Origin of the sequence: Variovorax sp. PMC12 (assembly GCF_003019815.1) — a bacterium.
Taxonomy (GTDB): Bacteria; Pseudomonadota; Gammaproteobacteria; order Burkholderiales; family Burkholderiaceae_C; genus Variovorax.
In genome coordinates this window covers 5,652,194-5,666,941 of record NZ_CP027773.1, presented here as the reverse complement: position 1 = coordinate 5,666,941, position 14,748 = coordinate 5,652,194, and the positions used below count along the sequence as shown (strand labels likewise).

Annotated in this window: 18 protein-coding genes; 10 read left to right on the top strand and 8 right to left on the bottom strand. The window is 67.5% G+C overall.

The window, feature by feature from the left end; genetic code table 11:
• Nucleotides 1-31: 31 nt before the first annotated feature.
• From C4F17_RS26545 to argG, 4 genes are all read left to right on the top strand, one after another.
• On the top strand, nt 32-388 hold the full coding sequence (locus C4F17_RS26545) for an ArsC family reductase (protein WP_081271292.1): 357 nt from the start codon (nt 32-34) through the stop codon (nt 386-388).
• A 57-nt stretch (nt 389-445) separates the two neighbouring features.
• Nucleotides 446-1,027 (top strand): hypothetical protein, encoded by a 582-nt coding sequence (locus tag C4F17_RS26540; protein ID WP_106937230.1) that lies wholly within the window; start codon nt 446-448, stop codon nt 1,025-1,027.
• A gap of 115 nt (nt 1,028-1,142) precedes the next feature.
• Entirely contained in the window at nt 1,143-1,469 is a 327-nt protein-coding gene (gene ppnP, locus C4F17_RS26535) for a pyrimidine/purine nucleoside phosphorylase (RefSeq protein WP_081271290.1), read from the top strand.
• 13 nt (nt 1,470-1,482) lie between these two features.
• Nucleotides 1,483-2,823, top strand: coding sequence for an argininosuccinate synthase (gene argG / locus C4F17_RS26530; RefSeq protein ID WP_106937229.1), 1,341 nt, complete (start codon nt 1,483-1,485; stop codon nt 2,821-2,823).
• Between the two features lie 76 nt (nt 2,824-2,899).
• Here the strand turns inward: argG and C4F17_RS32925 are convergent, their stop codons facing one another.
• On the bottom strand, nt 2,900-3,745 hold the full coding sequence (locus tag C4F17_RS32925; RefSeq protein WP_159053726.1) for a glycine-rich domain-containing protein: 846 nt from the start codon (nt 3,743-3,745) through the stop codon (nt 2,900-2,902).
• A gap of 10 nt (nt 3,746-3,755) precedes the next feature.
• Nucleotides 3,756-4,808: a UDP-N-acetylmuramate dehydrogenase gene (gene murB, locus C4F17_RS26520; protein ID WP_081271287.1), complete on the bottom strand. Its 1,053-nt coding sequence runs from the start codon at nt 4,806-4,808 to the stop codon at nt 3,756-3,758.
• Nucleotides 4,809-4,853: 45 nt separating this feature from the next.
• On the opposite strand from murB, the gene C4F17_RS26515 reads away from it, so the two are divergent.
• Both C4F17_RS26515 and C4F17_RS26510 read left to right on the top strand, forming a co-directional pair.
• Nucleotides 4,854-5,339, top strand: coding sequence for a YajQ family cyclic di-GMP-binding protein (locus tag C4F17_RS26515; protein WP_081271286.1), 486 nt, complete (start codon nt 4,854-4,856; stop codon nt 5,337-5,339).
• 10 nt (nt 5,340-5,349) lie between these two features.
• Entirely contained in the window at nt 5,350-5,994 is a 645-nt protein-coding gene (locus tag C4F17_RS26510; RefSeq protein ID WP_081271285.1) for a retropepsin-like aspartic protease family protein, read from the top strand.
• A gap of 9 nt (nt 5,995-6,003) precedes the next feature.
• Here C4F17_RS26510 and C4F17_RS26505 read toward each other — a convergent pair whose 3' ends face one another.
• The 4 genes from C4F17_RS26505 to C4F17_RS26490 form a co-directional block, all read right to left on the bottom strand.
• The gene (locus C4F17_RS26505; RefSeq protein ID WP_081271284.1) at nt 6,004-6,357 is read right to left on the bottom strand and encodes a RidA family protein; all 354 of its coding nucleotides are present in this window, start codon (nt 6,355-6,357) and stop codon (nt 6,004-6,006) included.
• Between the two features lie 9 nt (nt 6,358-6,366).
• Nucleotides 6,367-7,005 carry a glycerol-3-phosphate 1-O-acyltransferase PlsY gene (gene plsY, locus C4F17_RS26500; RefSeq protein ID WP_081271283.1) on the bottom strand — a complete coding sequence of 213 codons (639 nt, stop codon included), beginning with the start codon at nt 7,003-7,005 and terminating at the stop codon, nt 6,367-6,369.
• Nucleotides 7,006-7,049: 44 nt separating this feature from the next.
• Nucleotides 7,050-7,544 (bottom strand): aminoacyl-tRNA deacylase, encoded by a 495-nt coding sequence (locus tag C4F17_RS26495; protein ID WP_106937228.1) that lies wholly within the window; start codon nt 7,542-7,544, stop codon nt 7,050-7,052.
• 83 nt (nt 7,545-7,627) lie between these two features.
• On the bottom strand, nt 7,628-8,689 hold the full coding sequence (locus C4F17_RS26490; RefSeq protein WP_081271280.1) for an aldo/keto reductase: 1,062 nt from the start codon (nt 8,687-8,689) through the stop codon (nt 7,628-7,630).
• Between the two features lie 126 nt (nt 8,690-8,815).
• On the opposite strand from C4F17_RS26490, the gene C4F17_RS26485 reads away from it, so the two are divergent.
• Nucleotides 8,816-9,745: an alpha/beta fold hydrolase gene (locus C4F17_RS26485; RefSeq protein WP_106937227.1), complete on the top strand. Its 930-nt coding sequence runs from the start codon at nt 8,816-8,818 to the stop codon at nt 9,743-9,745.
• 9 nt (nt 9,746-9,754) lie between these two features.
• Here the strand turns inward: C4F17_RS26485 and C4F17_RS26480 are convergent, their stop codons facing one another.
• Entirely contained in the window at nt 9,755-10,765 is a 1,011-nt protein-coding gene (locus C4F17_RS26480; protein ID WP_106937720.1) for an aldo/keto reductase, read from the bottom strand.
• A gap of 128 nt (nt 10,766-10,893) precedes the next feature.
• Between C4F17_RS26480 and C4F17_RS26475 the strand changes: the two genes are divergently transcribed.
• From C4F17_RS26475 to C4F17_RS26465, 3 genes are all read left to right on the top strand, one after another.
• A complete protein-coding gene (locus C4F17_RS26475) occupies nt 10,894-11,796 on the top strand; it encodes a LysR family transcriptional regulator (RefSeq protein WP_106937226.1) in 903 nt (300 codons plus the stop codon).
• A 108-nt stretch (nt 11,797-11,904) separates the two neighbouring features.
• On the top strand, nt 11,905-12,738 hold the full coding sequence (locus C4F17_RS26470; protein ID WP_106937225.1) for a MetQ/NlpA family ABC transporter substrate-binding protein: 834 nt from the start codon (nt 11,905-11,907) through the stop codon (nt 12,736-12,738).
• Nucleotides 12,735-14,090, top strand: a complete 1,356-nt coding sequence (locus C4F17_RS26465) for an LLM class flavin-dependent oxidoreductase (protein ID WP_106937224.1) — start codon at nt 12,735-12,737, stop codon at nt 14,088-14,090. The genes C4F17_RS26470 and C4F17_RS26465 overlap by 4 nt, the downstream gene beginning before the upstream one ends.
• Before the next feature lie 288 nt (nt 14,091-14,378).
• Here the strand turns inward: C4F17_RS26465 and C4F17_RS26460 are convergent, their stop codons facing one another.
• Complete coding sequence (locus C4F17_RS26460) at nt 14,379-14,729, bottom strand: hypothetical protein (protein ID WP_081271275.1); 351 nt, start codon at nt 14,727-14,729, stop codon at nt 14,379-14,381.
• Between the last annotated feature and the right edge of the window lie 19 nt (nt 14,730-14,748).

Here is a 14,748-nt window from a genome sequence, read left to right as displayed (position 1 = left end):
CCGACCCGCGCGCCGGGGCATCATCGCGGCCATGACAACCCTATACGGCATTCCGAACTGCGACACCGTCAAGCGCGCTCGCGCCTGGCTCGACGAACATGGCGTGGCCTACACCTTCCACGATTTCAAGAAACAGGGCGTGCCCGAAGCCGAACTCGACCAGTGGCTGAAGAAACCGGGCTGGGAGGCCCTGGTCAACCGCAAGGGCACCACCTGGCGCAAGCTGGACGAAGCCACGCGCGAAGGCGTGACCGATGCCGCCTCCGCCCGCCCGGTGCTGCTGGCCAACCCCAGCCTCATCAAGCGGCCGGTGGTCGACTGGGGCCCGAAAAAGCCGGTCACCACGGGCTTCGATGCCGAGGCCTGGGCCGCTGTGAAGGCCGTGTAAATGCCGGAACCCGCCTTGCGGCGGGCCGTCCAACCGGCATCCGCAGGAGAGACCAACATGAACAGACACGTTTTTCGCACCCTTGCCGGCATCTCGATGGCCGGCGCGCTGGCGGTTGGCACGGGCCTCGTGCACGCGCAGCAACAGCAAGGCCAGGTCGTCCAGGCACGGGTGATTTCCGCCACGCCGATCCGCGAAACGACTGGTAGCGATGTCAGCTACAACGTTACCTACGAGTACAACGGCCAGCAGTACACCACCCGCACGAACACCCGGCCCGGCGCGACCATCGCGGTCCAGGCGTCTTCGTATGGCGTCGTGACCTCGCCGGTGGCCCCGCAGGGACAGGTCCAGACCTATCCGGTCGAAGCCAGCGGCAGCGGCGGCGGCGGCTCCCCGTGGGACAACGTCGTGCCCGAACCCGGCGTGGTGGTCGGCGCGAGCGCTCCCGCGCCCGTGTACGTGCAGCCGGCGCCCGTCTACGCGGCACCGGTGTATGTGGACCCCTTCTATGGCTACGGCTATCCATACGCCTATCCGCCGGTCGGCATCTCGCTGAACCTCGGCTATTCGCGTGGCTGGGGCGGCGGCTACCACCGCGGCGGCTGGGGCGGTTTCCGCGGCGGCTGGCACCGCTGAGCGGGCGGGGGCCCGTCGAGCCCCTAAAATCGAGGACTTTTCCAACCCTTGACGGGTGCGCCGCTGGTGCGGTGCGTCCTCGATTCGCCGACCGCTTGCGCGCCGGCGCCACCCAATGACGACGACTACCGACACAATCAACAGCGCCGCAGTGGCCACCAAGGCCAATGTGTACTTCGACGGCAAATGCGTGAGCCACAACCTCACGCTGGCGGACGGCACCAAGAAGTCGGTCGGCGTGATCCTGCCGTCCACCCTCACCTTCAATACCGGCGCGCCTGAAATCATGGAAGGCACCGGCGGCAGCTGCGAATACCAGCTCGCGGGCACCAGCGAATGGATTGCCTCGGGCCCCGGCCAGAAGTTCAGCGTGCCCGGCAACTCCAGCTTCCAGATCCGCGTCAGCGGCGAGCCCTACAGCTACATCTGCCATTTCGGCTGAACCGGGACCCGACATGTCGACCATCCTCCAAAACGTACCCGCCGGCCAGAAGGTCGGCATCGCCTTCTCGGGCGGCCTGGACACCAGCGCGGCGCTGCACTGGATGCGCAACAAAGGCGCCATTCCCTACGCCTACACCGCCAACCTCGGCCAGCCCGACGAGCCCGACTACGACGAGATCCCGCGCAAGGCGATGCTCTACGGCGCCGAGAACGCCCGCCTGATCGACTGCCGCGTGCAACTGGCCAACGAAGGCATTGCCGCCCTGCAGGCCGGCGCCTTCCACGTGACCACCGCTGGCGTGACCTACTTCAACACCACGCCGCTGGGCCGCGCCGTCACGGGCACGATGCTGGTGTCGGCCATGAAGGAAGACGACGTCAACATCTGGGGCGACGGCAGCACCTACAAGGGCAACGACATCGAGCGCTTCTACCGCTACGGCCTGCTGACCAACCCCAACCTCAAGATCTACAAGCCCTGGCTCGACCAGGTCTTCATCGACGAGCTGGGCGGCCGCGCCGAAATGTCGGCGTTCATGCAGAAGGCCGGCTTCGCCTACAAGATGTCGGCCGAGAAGGCCTACTCGACCGACTCCAACATGCTCGGTGCCACGCACGAGGCCAAGGACCTCGAGCACCTGAACAGCGGCATCCAGATCGTTCAGCCCATCATGGGCGTGGCCTTCTGGAAAGACGAAGTCGAAGTCAAGCGCGAGACCGTTTCGGTGCGCTTCGAAGAAGGCGTGCCCGTTGCGCTGAACGGCGTGCGCTATTCGAGCCTGGTCGATCTGATCCTCGAAGCCAACCGCATCGGCGGCCGCCACGGCCTGGGCATGAGCGACCAGATCGAGAACCGCATCATCGAGGCCAAGAGCCGCGGCATCTACGAGGCTCCCGGCCTCGCGCTGCTGTTCATCGCCTACGAGCGCCTCGTCACCGGCATCCACAACGAGGACACCATCGAGCAGTACCGCGACAATGGCCGCAAGCTCGGCCGCCTGCTCTACCAGGGCCGCTGGTTCGACCCGCAGGCCATCATGCTGCGCGAGACCGCGCAGCGCTGGGTGGCTCGCGCCATCACCGGCGAGGTGACCGTCGAGCTGCGCCGCGGCAACGACTACTCGATCATGAACACCGAGTCGGCCAACCTGACGTACAAGCCCGAGCGCCTGAGCATGGAAAAGGTCGAGGGCGCGTTCACGCCGCTGGACCGCATCGGCCAGCTGACGATGCGCAACCTCGACATCGCCGACACGCGTGAGAAGCTCGGCATCTACACGCAGGTCGGCCTGCTGTCGCCGAACGAAGGCGCATCGCTGCCGAAGCTGGCCAACGACGGCGACGCGAGCTGATCGCCGGTCCCTGCCTCGGTGCGGGGCAGAAACGACGACGGGCCCCTCGGGGCCCGTTTTCGTTGGGGCACGGAGTTCAATCCCCGCCGCCACCTCCACCGCAGCCGCCGCCACAGCCCCCGCCGCCGTCGGACGAGCCTCCGCCGTCGCTGGAGCCACCATCGCCGCCGCCGCTGCTCGACTCGCAGCCGCCGAAGCCGCCGGCATCGCCCGAGCTGCCGCCATCCGAAGAGGACGACTCCCCGAAGCTCGTGCCGCAATGGGCGTCGGAGCCGATGTGCCGCTCGACCGCCCGGCAGTCGGGCACATAGTGGAAACCGCCGTCGATCGCGAACTTGACGTCCAGCGCAAACAGCAGCGGCAGCCGCGCCGGCTTGCGCGGATCGATGCTCTCTTCCTTGCAGGCCCAGTACCAGGTGCGGCGCAGTCCGTCGTTGCGCTTGGGGTCGCGGCCCAGCACCTCGGCCGGGCTGTGATGCAGCATGCCGCCGAACGCCGCCTTGCACCAGTTCTGGTAGCCCTGCGTGTGCAGGATGAACTCGTGCCAGGCCGTATCGACGACCTTCGAGGGCATGGCCACGAACTTGCGGTCGCTGCGAAGGTGCGCCATGAAGAACTGGCGCAGGCCGCGCAGCACCAGTTCGGCGTCGCGCCGGCTGAGCTGCGGATGCGCCTGACACAGCTTGCCGACGAGAAAAGCCGGCAGCCGCGCTTCGCGGATGAACTGGCGCCGCAGGCTGGTTTCGAGGAACCTGAGCACCGCCGCGAACAGCAGCGCCACCAAGATCACCACCACCATCGAGCCCCAGCGGCGCGAGCCCAGGAACAACGCGAGCAGCGCGACGACCGGCACCGCGCGGCGAGCCCATACCAGGGCGGCAATGCGCCGCCGGTAGTTCAGCTGGAGAAAGTCGAGATCCATTCCCGCGGGCTCAGACCACCACCGGCTCCGGCTCCAGGCGGATGCCGAAACGCTCGTACACGCTGGTCTGGATGGCCTTGGCGAGCGTCATCACCTCGCCGCCGGTCACCGGGTTCTCGGTGCCGCCGCGGTTGACCAGCACCAGCGCCTGTTTCTCGTACACGCCGGCGTTGCCGACCGACTTGCCCTTCCAGCCGCAGGCGTCGATGAGCCAGCCGGCCGCCAGCTTGATGCTGCCGTCGTCCATCGGGTAGTGAACGATCTTGGGGTCGCGCGCGATGATGTCGGCGCATTGCTCGGGCGTGACCGTCGGGTTCTTGAAGAAGCTGCCGGCGTTGCCCAGCACCCGCCAGTCGGGCAGCTTGGCGCGGCGGATGGCGCAGATCCATTCGAAGATGTCGAGTGCGCTCGGCGTGAAGTTGCCGGTTTCCTCCATCTTGCGCTCCAGGTCGAGATAGCCGACCACGGCCTTCCACGGCTTGGGCAGCCGGAAGCGCACCCGGGTGATCACCGCCCTGCCCGCCAGCCCGAAGTCGTTGGGGCCGCTGCGCGCATGCTTGAACACGGAATCGCGGTAGCCGAAGGCGCATTGGGCCGCGTCGAGCGTGAAACTGCGGCCGGTTTCCAGGTCGTAGGCATCGAGCGACTCGAAGCGGTCTTGCAGCTCGACCCCGTAGGCGCCGATGTTCTGCACCGGCGAGCCGCCCACGGTGCCCGGGATCAGCGCGAGGTTCTCGAGCCCCGGGTAGCCGTTGCGCACCATCCATTCGACCGCGTCGTGCCAGATTTCGCCAGCGCCGGCCTCGACGATCCAGGCGCGCGGGGTTTCTTCCACCAGCCGCAGGCCCTTGATCTCGACCTTCAGCACCAGCGGCTTGACGTCGCCTGTGAGCACGATGTTGCTGCCGCCGCCCAGCACGAAACGCGGCGCGTCGCGCCACTGCGCATCGGCGCGCAGCGCGGCCAGGTCGGCCTCGCCGGTGATGCGCGCAAGATGCTGCGCGCGTGCGACGATGCCAAAGCTGTTGTAGGGCTGCAGCGGGACGTTGGACTCCACGATCATGGGAGAATTGTCGCATCCAGCATCAGTGAATTCAGGAGAGAGTCAATGCCGTCCTTCGATACCGTCTGCGAGCCCAATCTGCCCGAAGTGAAGAACGCGGTCGAAAACACCGCCAAGGAGATCGCGACGCGCTTCGACTTCAAGGGCACGTCCGCTGCCGTCGAGCTCAAGGACAAGGAGATCACCATGATCGGCGACGCCGAGTTCCAGCTCGTGCAGGTCGAAGACATCCTTCGCAGCAAGCTCACCAAGCGCAGCGTCGACGTGCGTTTCCTCGACAAGGGCGACGTGCAGAAGATGGGCGGCGACAAGGTCAAGCAGGTCATCAAGGTCAAGAGCGGCATCGAGAGTGAGCAGGCCAAGAAGATCACCCGCATCGTCAAGGACAGCAAGCTCAAGGTGCAGGCGGCGATCCAGGGCGACGCGGTGCGCATCACCGGCGCCAAGCGCGACGACCTGCAGGCGGCCATGGCCCTCATCAAAAAGGACGTGCCCGACATGCCGCTCACGTTCAATAATTTCCGCGACTGAGCCCCGCTCCATGAAAGCGCTCGTCGTCGCGGCGCAGCTCCTGGCTGCGGCCGCCGTGGCGCACGCCGCCGGCTCGGTCACCCTGACCGGCACCATCGGCAGCCGCGCGATCCTGATCGTGAACGGCGCCCCGCCCAAGACGGTGGCGGTCGGCGAAACTTTCCAGGGCGTGAAGCTCGTGTCGCTGCAGTCCGAGCAGGCGGTGGTCGAGCTCGACGGCAAGCGCGTCAACCTGCGCATGGACACGCCGGTGAGCATCGGCGGCGGCGGAGGCGGCTCGGGCGGCGGCAGCCGCGTCGTGCTGTCGGCCGACAGCCGCGGGCACTTCATGACGCAGGGCGCCATCAACGGGCGGGCCGTGACGTTCATGCTCGACACGGGCGCGACCAGCGTGGCCATGTCGGCGGCCGATGCGCAACGCATCGGGCTGGACTACAGCAAGGGCCAGCCGGTGCAGATCGGCACCGCCAACGGCACGACTTCGGGCTACAAGCTGCGGCTGCAGTCCGTGCGCGTGGGCGACGTCGAGGTGTACGACATCGACGCCGTGGTCTCGCAGCAGTCGATGCCCTTCGTGCTGCTGGGCAACAGCTTCATCAACCGCTTTTCGATGCGGCGCGACGCGGACCAGATGGTCCTTGAAAAACGCTATTGAAGCCCGGCGTCAGGGCTGCGCGGCCGTCACCACGATCTCGATCTTGTAGGCCGCATTGGCCATCTTGGCCTGCACGGTCGCGCGCGGCGGCGTGTTGCCGGCCGGAATCCAGGCGTCCCACACCTCGTTCATGGCCGTGATGTCGCCGATGTCGGCCAGGAAGATCTGCGTCATGAGAATGCGCGACTTGTCGCTGCCGGCCTCCGCCAGCAGGCGGTCGACCATGGCCAGAACCTGCGCGGTCTGGCCGCGGATGTCCTGCGTGGTGTCGTCGGGCACCTGGCCCGCGAGATAGATGGTGCCGTTGTGCACGGCGGTTTCGGAGAGGCGCGGGCCGACGTGGAAGCGGGTGATGGAGGCCATGGTTTTCTTTCAGTCTTTCTTTTTCCTGGAGCCGAGCTTCGACTCCGTGCCGGCCGCGAGCCGGCGGATGTTTTCGCGGTGCCGCCAGATCAGCAGCAGGCTCATGACGACGAGGGCGACCAGCACCGTGCGGTCGAGCGGCCAGGCAATGCCGCCGCCGATCAGATAGTAGGCCGGCGCGAAGAATGCCGCCACCAATGACGACAGCGACGAATAGCGGAAGAAGATCGCGATGATCAGCCAGGTGGCGCCGGTGGCGAGCCCCAGCCAGGGCGCGATGCCCACCAGCACGCCGGCCGCCGTGGCCACGCCCTTGCCACCCTGGAAGCCGAAGAACACCGGGTAGAGATGGCCCAGGAAGGCTGCGAGGCCGGCCAGCGCGGCAACGCCCGCCCCCAGCCCCCATTGCGCGCCGAACTGGTGAATGAGGAACACCGGCACCCAGCCCTTGAGCGCGTCCAGCAGCAGCGTGGCAAGTGCCGCGCCCTTGTTGCCCGAGCGCAGCACGTTGGTGGCGCCGGGGTTCTTGCTGCCGTAGCTGCGCGGATCGGCCATGCCGAGCGCCTTGCTCACGATGACCGCGAAGGACAGCGAGCCGATCAGGTAAGACGCCACGATGGCAATGATGGAAGGCAAGGTGAAACTCAAGACGGCACTCCGCGAGGGATGGTTGTTGTTCTATCTGGCGCCGGCTATTCTGCCAGCGCACATCGCACGGGTCTGGCGCCCAGCAGGTCCACGCACACCCGCGGATCGATGCCGATCAGGTAGCCGCGCCGCCCGCCGTTGAGCACGATCCTCGGCAGCTCGAGGATGGCCGCCTCCACATACACCGGCATCTCGCGCCGCGTGCCGAACGGCGAGGTGCCGCCCACCATGTAGCCGCTGTGGCGCTGCGCCACCTCGGGCTTGCAAGGCTCGACCGACTTGGCGCCGATCTGCCGCGCGAGGTTCTTGGTCGACACCGTGCGGTTGCCGTGCATCAGCACGATCAGCGGCTTGGCGTCCTGGTCCTGCATGACCAGGGTCTTGATGACGGTGAACGGGTCGAGCCCGAGCATCTCGGCGCCGCGCTGCGCGCCGCCGTGCTCCACGTATTCGTAAGGGTGCTCGCTGAAGGCGATCTTGTGCGCGCGCAGCAGCTGGGTGGCGGGCGTCTCGGAGGTATGGGTGCTTTTCTTGGCCATCTCGGTGGCAATTGCGGGTTCAGGATGGCTTCAGAAAACTTGGTGTTCCACGAAAACTTTGCCGTATCACACCCCTGCCAGCTTCAGGCCGCGGGGTCGCGAATCTCCCAGCGGATCTTGTCGATCTCGGCCAGGATCTCGGGAGACAGCGTGGTGCCGTACACGTCCAGGTCTTCATCCAGCTGCGCCACCGACGTCACGCCGATGATCGTGCTCGCCACCTGCCACTTGGTGTAGCAGAAGGCCAGCGCCAGTTGCGTCGGCGTCAGGCCGTTGTCGCGTGCCAGCTGGTTGTAGCGCTTGGCCGCGCGCAGCGAATCGGGCCGGCCCCAGCGCTGCTTGCGCACCGACTCGTAGCTCGAGATGCGCGCGCCCTTGGGCGCATCCGGCCCTTCGATGCCGCTCTGGTCGTACTTGCCGGTCAGCAGGCCGAAGGCCAGCGGCGAGTAAGCCAGCAGCGACACGTTCAGCCGGTGCATGGTCTCGTCCAGCGCGTTCTCGTGGCCGCGGCTGATGAGGCTGTACACGTTCTGCACCGTCGCCACGCGCGGCAGGCCGTGCTGCTCGGCCAGCCGCACGAATTCGTGCACGCCGTAGGGCGTTTCGTTCGACAGGCCGATGGCGCGCACCTTGCCGGCCTTCACCAGCTTGCCCAGCGCTTCGAGCTGCTCGAGGATCGGCGTCTTCGAGCTTTCCTTGGCCGGGTCGTAGTAGATGTTGCCGAACAGCGGCACATGGCGCTCCGGCCAGTGGATCTGGTACAGGTCGATGACGTCGGTCTTCAGGCGCTTCAGGCTGGCGTTGCAAGAAGCCTCGATGTCGGCCGCCGTCATGCCGCTGCCTTCGCGCACCCAGGGCATGCCGCGCGAGGGGCCCGCCACCTTGGTCGCGACCACCAGCTTCTCGCGCGCGCCGGGGTTGGCGGCGAACCAGTTGCCGATGATGGTTTCGGTGATTGTGTAGGTTTCCTTGCGCGTGGGCACCGAGTACATCTCGGCGGTGTCGATGAAGTCGACGCCGCGCTCGAGCGAGCGGCTCAGGATGGCATGCGAAGTGGGTTCGTCGACTTGTTCGCCGAAGGTCATCGTGCCGAGGCAGATCGGGGTGACGTGCAGGTCGCTTTGACCGAGTTGGATCTTTTTCATGCGCGGGATGCTACCGCCCCGACCCATGGCCTGCTGGCCGCCCCATCAAAACCCGAGCGTTGCGCACCCGCCCGCTGTCCTGTGCCGGACTGCGTCAGCACAAAGGCCTCTTTATCATCGACGCCCATGTACCAAGCCCTCCGCCCCTCCCGCAGCGAATTCGTGCCCGTGCGCAACCTCAGCTACCACGTGCGCCTCTGGGGCCAGCCCTCCGACGCGCGCCCTCCCCTGGTGCTGGTGCACGGCTGGATGGACGTGGCGGCGTCCTGGCAGTTCGTGGTCGACGCCATGGAGGAAGACCGCTTCATCATCGCGCCCGACTGGCGCGGCTTCGGCCTGACCGACGGCGGCGGCGTCGACAACTACTGGCTCGCCGACTACCTGGCGGACCTCGAATGGCTGCTGGACCACTACGCCGGCGAAGGAGAAAGTGCCAGGCAGATCGACCTCGTCGGCCACAGCATGGGCGGCAACGTCGTCATGCACTACGCGGGCGTGCGGCCGGAGCGCATCCGCCGCCTGGTCAACCTCGAAGGCTTCGGCATGCCCGCGCGCAAGCCGGAAGAAGCGCCCGCGCGCTACGGCCAGTGGATCGACGAACTCAAGCGCCTGCACCGCGGCGAGATGGCGCTGGCCGGCTATTCGGCAGTGGACGGCGTGGCCCGGCGCCTGATGAAGACCAACCCGCGGCTCACGCCCGACAAGGCCAACTGGCTCGCCAGCCACTGGTCGGTGAACCATGCGCAGCCCGACGGCAGCGAGCGCTGGCAGATCCTGGGCGACGCGGCGCACAAGATCGTCAACGCGCACATCTTCCGCGTGGACGAGACGCTGGCGCTGTACGCCCGCATCACCGCGCCGCTGCTGATGGTCGAGGCCTCCGACGACAGCCTGCACGGCTGGTGGAAGAACCGCTACACGCTCGACGAATTCCACGAGCGGCTGAAGTCCGTGCCCGCCGCGCGCATCGAGCGGCTGGAAGACGCGGGCCACATGCTGCACCACGACCAGCCGCAGCGCGTGGCGCGGATGATCGAGGAATTCCTGGCGGACTGAGCCTGCTGCTCAGCCGCGGCGCGGCTCGCTGTCCAGCGTCGCCATCTGCGCCGCCGCATAGCGGTCGCCGGCCGCAGCGCCCTTGGGCACCGCGCGCTCGATGGCCGCCAGATCGTCGGCCGTGAGCCGCACGCTCGACGCGCCCAGCGCCTCGTCGAGCCGCGTGCGCTGCCGCGCGCCGATCAGCGGCACGATGTCATCGCCCTGCGCCGCCACCCACGCGATGGCGATCTGCGCCACCGTCACGCCCCTGGCATCGGCGATCTTGCGCAGCGCATCGACCAGCGCGAGGTTGCGCTCCGCGTTCTCGCCCTGGAAGCGCGGGCTGTGCGCGCGGAAATCCTTGGCGCCCGCGCTGTCCTTCGTCCAGTGCCCGCTGATCAGGCCGCGCGAAAGCACGCCGTAGGCGGTAATGGCAATGCCCAGCTCGCGGCAGGTCGAGAGGATGTCGTCCTCGATGCCGCGCGAGATCAGCGAATACTCGATCTGCAGGTCGCAGATCGGGTGCACCGCCGCCGCTCTGCGAATCGTCTGCGAGCCCACTTCGGAGAGCCCGATGTGGCGCACGTAGCCCGCCTTCACCAGGTCGGCGATGGCGCCGATGGTGTCTTCGATGGGCACGTTCGCATCGAGCCGCGCGGGGCGGTACACGTCGATGTGGTCAACGCCCAGACGCTGGAGCGAGTAGGTGGCGAAGTTCTTCACCGCCGCGGGCCGCGCGTCGTAGCCGATCCAGCCGCCGGCCGGGTCGCGCATGGCGCCGAACTTCACGCTCAGCAACGCCGCGTCGCGCTGCGAGCCCTTCATGCCCTTCAGCGCTTCGCCGATCAGCATCTCGTTGTGGCCGCTGCCGTAGAAGTCGCCGGTGTCCAGCAGGGTGACGCCCGCATCCATGGCGGCGTGGATGGTGGCGATGCTTTCCGCGCGGTCGGACGGGCCGTACATGCCCGACATGCCCATGCAGCCGAGCCCGAAGGCGGAGACTTGCGGGCCGGTGGCGCCGAGTTGGAGGGTGTTCATGGTGACGATCCTTTCAGAGGGGCCGCGTGCGGTTGCGAGCGGCATGGGAGGTAGTCTGGAAGGAAACGCCCCGTTCGATAATCCGTCCGCCTCCGCACGGGTTGTGCGGAAAAAAGCACAATCAGGCCATGAACGAACCCGACCTCTCGGACCTGGGCGCCTTCGTGGCGGTGACGCGGGCGCGCGGCTTTCGCGGTGCCGCGGCGCTGCGCGGCGTGTCGCCCTCCTCGCTCAGCGAGGCGATGCGCCGGCTCGAAGCGCAGCTCGGCGTGCGGCTGCTGAACCGCACCACGCGCAGCGTCACGCCGACCGAAGCGGGCCAGCGCCTGCTCGACCGCATCTCGCCAGCGCTCGACGACATTGCCGGCGCGCTCGACACGCTCAACAGTTTTCGCGACAGCCCCACCGGCACGCTGCGGCTGAACGTGCCGACCATCGTGGCGCAGCGCGTGCTGCCGCCGCTGGCCAGCAGCTTCCTGCACGCGCACCCGGGCATCACGCTCGAAGTGACGACCAACGACACCTTCATCGACGTGCTCGCGGCGGGCTTCGACGCCGGCATCCGCTACGACGAGAGCATTGCCCGCGACATGATCGCCGTGCCGCTGGGCCCGCGCACGCAGCGCTTCGTGGCCGCCGCTTCGCCCGGCTACCTGGCGAAGCACGGCACGCCCAGGCACCCGACCGACCTGCTGAAGCACGCCTGCATCGCCCACCGCTTCCAGAGCGGCGTACTCGCGGCATGGGGTTTCGTGCGCAAAGGCAAGGCCGTCAAGATCACGCCGACCGGCCCGCTGGTTGCGTCGATGCTCAGCCTCGAACTGCACGCCGCCGAAGCCGGGCTGGGCCTGATCTACACCTTCGATGAATACCTGCGCCCCTCCATCGACCGCGGCACGCTGGTGCCGGTGCTCGAGGACTGGTGGCAGAGCTTCTCGGGGCCGTTCCTGTATTACCCGAGCCGCACGCACATGCCCGCGCCGCTGCGGGCCTTCGTGGATTTCCTCAAGCGCGAAGGCTCGACCGGCTGACGGATATTTGGCCAGCGGATAACCAAGCGCGCGAATCTTCGTTCGCACGGCCGGCGGCGCGACCTAGAGTGCCCAGCTCTCTTTGTTTGCTTCCCGGAGTTGCCCGTCATGCGTTTTCAGTTGCGCGCGCCCTCGCTGGCACGCTGGTCCGCCTCGCTGCTCGGCAGCCTTGCGCTGGGCCTGTTCATCCACGTGTCGGCCCAGGCCGCCGACCTGCGCGTGGGCTTCATGCCCGGCCCGTATCGCGACGCCTTCACCAACGGCATCGAGCCCCAGCTGAAGAGGCTGGGCTACACCGTCAAGTACGTCGAGTTCAGCCAGGGCGTGCAGCCCAACGACGCCGTGGAGCGCGGGCAGATCGACGCCAACATCTTCCAGCACACGCTGTATCTCAGCGCCACCAACAAGCAGCAGGGCTTCGACCTGGTGCCCATCGTGCATGTGCCGACGCCGCCCATGGGCCTGTATTCGCAGCGCCACAAGTCGGTCGACGCGGTGCCCGACGGCGCCACCGTCACGCTGCCTTCGGACCCGGTGAACGCGGCGCGCGCGCTCAACATCCTTGCGGCCATCGGCTGGGTCACGCTCAAGCCGGGCGTGAGTCCGATCGCGGTGTCGGAGCGCGACATAGCGACCAATCCCAAGCGCCTGAAGCTGGTGCCGCTCGAAGCCGCGCAAGCCCCACGCTCGCTGGCCGATGCCGACATTGCCGCCGTGCAGGGCAACTTCGCGGTGGCCTCGGGGCTGAAGCTCACCGAGGCGCTCAAGCTCGAAGACATGACGCTGCCCTACGTCAACGTGGTGGCAGTCAAGCGCAGCAACGAGAACGCCAAGTTCGCGAAAGACATCGCCGCGGCCTACCAGTCGCCCGAGTTCCAGCGCTTCTTCAAGGCCAACCCGACCTGGGCCGGCTACCGCCTGCCCGACTACTTCGCCCAATGAGCGCTTCGAACCCCGGCCACCGGCCGCGCCAGCTGCACCTGAACGTCAACATCCTGCACTCGGGCTTCGTGCCTTCGGCCTGGCGCCTGCCGGAGAGCGACCCGTGGGCCTTTGCGGACATCCAGCACTACATCCGCACCGCGCAGATCGCCGAGGCGGCCAAGCTAGACGCAGTGTTCCTCGCGGACAACGCGGCCATCGTGGACCAGATCCACTTCCGCCCGATCACCGCGCTGGAGCCCACGGTGCTGCTGGCCTGCGTGGCCGCCGCCACCACGCACATCGGCCTGATCGCGACGGCCTCGACCAGCTACAACGAGCCCTACAACATCGCCCGCCGCTTCGCCACGCTCGACCATGTAAGCGGCGGCCGCGCGGGCTGGAACGTGGTGACGACGGCCGACCTGCCGTCGGCGCGCAACTTCGGCCTCGACGCGGTGCCCGACCATGCGAAGCGCTATGCGCGCGCCGCGGAGTTCACCGACATCGTGAAGGCGCTGTGGGACAGCTGGGAAGACGATGCCTTCATCGGCAACAAGGCCACGGGCAGCTTCATCGACACGGCCAAGGTGCACGCCATCGCGCACCGCGGCGAGCATTTCGCGGTGCAGGGTCCGCTGAACCTGCCGCGCCCGCCGCAGGGGCACCCGGTGCTGGTGCAAGCCGGCGCATCGGCCGACGGCCGCGAGCTGGCGTCGCGCCATGCGGAGGCGGTGTTCTCGGCGTCGCAATCGTTCGAGGAGTCTCTGGCGTACGCGCGCGCCTTGAAGACGCGCGCCGCCGAACTCGGCCGCGGCCCCGACGCGGTGAAGGTGCTCGCGGGCCTGACCACCATCGTCGGCAGCACAGAGGCAGAGGCGCTGCGCCGCCGCGACGAACTGGTCGACCTGATTCCGTGGGACTACAGCCTGACGCGCATCGCCGGCACGCTGGGCGTCACGCCCGACCGGCTGAAGCTCGACGAGCGCCTGCCCGACGACCTGCCGCTGCCGGCCAATGGCAACGGCAACCACACTTTTTTCAACGCCGTGGTGGCGGCCGGCCGCACGCACGGCTACACGGTGCGCCAGCTGATCCGCGAGCTGGCGGGCGGCGGCGGGCACCGCGTGATCGTCGGCACACCGGAGCAGATTGCCGACGACATCGAACGCTGGTTCAGGGCCGGAGCTGCCGATGGCTTCAACCTGATGCCCGATGCTCTGCCGCACGGGTTGCAGGACTTCGTCGACGGCGTGGTGCCGATCCTGCAGAAGCGCGGAATCTTCCGCAAGGACTACGAGGGGCGCACATTACGCGATCACCTCGGGTTGGCGCGTCCTGGTGGACGGGCTGTGCAGCGGTTGGCTGCTTAGCGCTTTTCTTTCAGGCGCTCTTTTGGGGGTGCGATCAGGCCGACGGGGTGCCTTGCTCCGCGAATGTCCCCCGGGGCTGCGCCCCTCCTCCTTTATTTCGCTGCGCAAGGCACTTCATCGGCCTGATCGTGTGCAGAGCGGTGATTCATCGGCTGAACACCAGCAGCGTGCCCTGTGCACAGGGCATCGAGTGCTCCCCGCAGCGAAATAAAGGAGGAGGCCGCAGGCCGGGGGACATTCGCGGAGGGGAGTACCCGGTGGCCTGTGCACGCGCCCCGAACAAAGAACTCACTCCTCGTCCGCGTCGTTCCCAGTCAAGGACAGCACTTCTTCGACAAACGCCTCGAACAAAGGCAAAGACGCAGGCAGACCGTCGAGCGACTCCGCCTCCCCCGCATCGAAGAAGTGCGGCTTGCCGGCCGGCATGGCCGCCCATTCACCGGCCTCCAGCAGCAGGCCGAGATAGCCGTCAGCAGTAGGCACATAGAACAGCCCCGCGCTGTCCAGCACCCGCTGCCCCTTCTTCTTGCCGCGCCCCCAACTCACACCCTGCCCCGCCAGGTGCTCGGTGATCCAGCCGTCGCACACATGCGTGTCGCGCCAGCTTCCTTGGGCATCGAATACGGCCAGAACGGGCATGGGGAGCGTCCTTCGTCAG

Coding starts and splice junctions, on each gene's coding strand:
- argG (WP_106937229.1), top strand. CDS start 1,483: ATGTCGACCATCCTCCAAAACGTACCCGCCGGCCAGAAGGTCGGCATC.
- C4F17_RS26495 (WP_106937228.1), bottom strand. CDS start 7,544: ATGGCCAAGAAAAGCACCCATACCTCCGAGACGCCCGCCACCCAGCTG.
- C4F17_RS26505 (WP_081271284.1), bottom strand. CDS start 6,357: ATGGCCTCCATCACCCGCTTCCACGTCGGCCCGCGCCTCTCCGAAACC.
- murB (WP_081271287.1), bottom strand. CDS start 4,808: ATGATCGTGGAGTCCAACGTCCCGCTGCAGCCCTACAACAGCTTTGGC.
- C4F17_RS26480 (WP_106937720.1), bottom strand. CDS start 10,765: ATGAACACCCTCCAACTCGGCGCCACCGGCCCGCAAGTCTCCGCCTTC.
- C4F17_RS32925 (WP_159053726.1), bottom strand. CDS start 3,745: ATGGATCTCGACTTTCTCCAGCTGAACTACCGGCGGCGCATTGCCGCC.
- C4F17_RS26460 (WP_081271275.1), bottom strand. CDS start 14,729: ATGCCCGTTCTGGCCGTATTCGATGCCCAAGGAAGCTGGCGCGACACG.
- C4F17_RS26465 (WP_106937224.1), top strand. CDS start 12,735: ATGAGCGCTTCGAACCCCGGCCACCGGCCGCGCCAGCTGCACCTGAAC.
- C4F17_RS26470 (WP_106937225.1), top strand. CDS start 11,905: ATGCGTTTTCAGTTGCGCGCGCCCTCGCTGGCACGCTGGTCCGCCTCG.
- C4F17_RS26485 (WP_106937227.1), top strand. CDS start 8,816: ATGTACCAAGCCCTCCGCCCCTCCCGCAGCGAATTCGTGCCCGTGCGC.
- C4F17_RS26545 (WP_081271292.1), top strand. CDS start 32: ATGACAACCCTATACGGCATTCCGAACTGCGACACCGTCAAGCGCGCT.
- C4F17_RS26515 (WP_081271286.1), top strand. CDS start 4,854: ATGCCGTCCTTCGATACCGTCTGCGAGCCCAATCTGCCCGAAGTGAAG.
- C4F17_RS26490 (WP_081271280.1), bottom strand. CDS start 8,689: ATGAAAAAGATCCAACTCGGTCAAAGCGACCTGCACGTCACCCCGATC.
- C4F17_RS26540 (WP_106937230.1), top strand. CDS start 446: ATGAACAGACACGTTTTTCGCACCCTTGCCGGCATCTCGATGGCCGGC.
- C4F17_RS26475 (WP_106937226.1), top strand. CDS start 10,894: ATGAACGAACCCGACCTCTCGGACCTGGGCGCCTTCGTGGCGGTGACG.
- ppnP (WP_081271290.1), top strand. CDS start 1,143: ATGACGACGACTACCGACACAATCAACAGCGCCGCAGTGGCCACCAAG.
- C4F17_RS26510 (WP_081271285.1), top strand. CDS start 5,350: ATGAAAGCGCTCGTCGTCGCGGCGCAGCTCCTGGCTGCGGCCGCCGTG.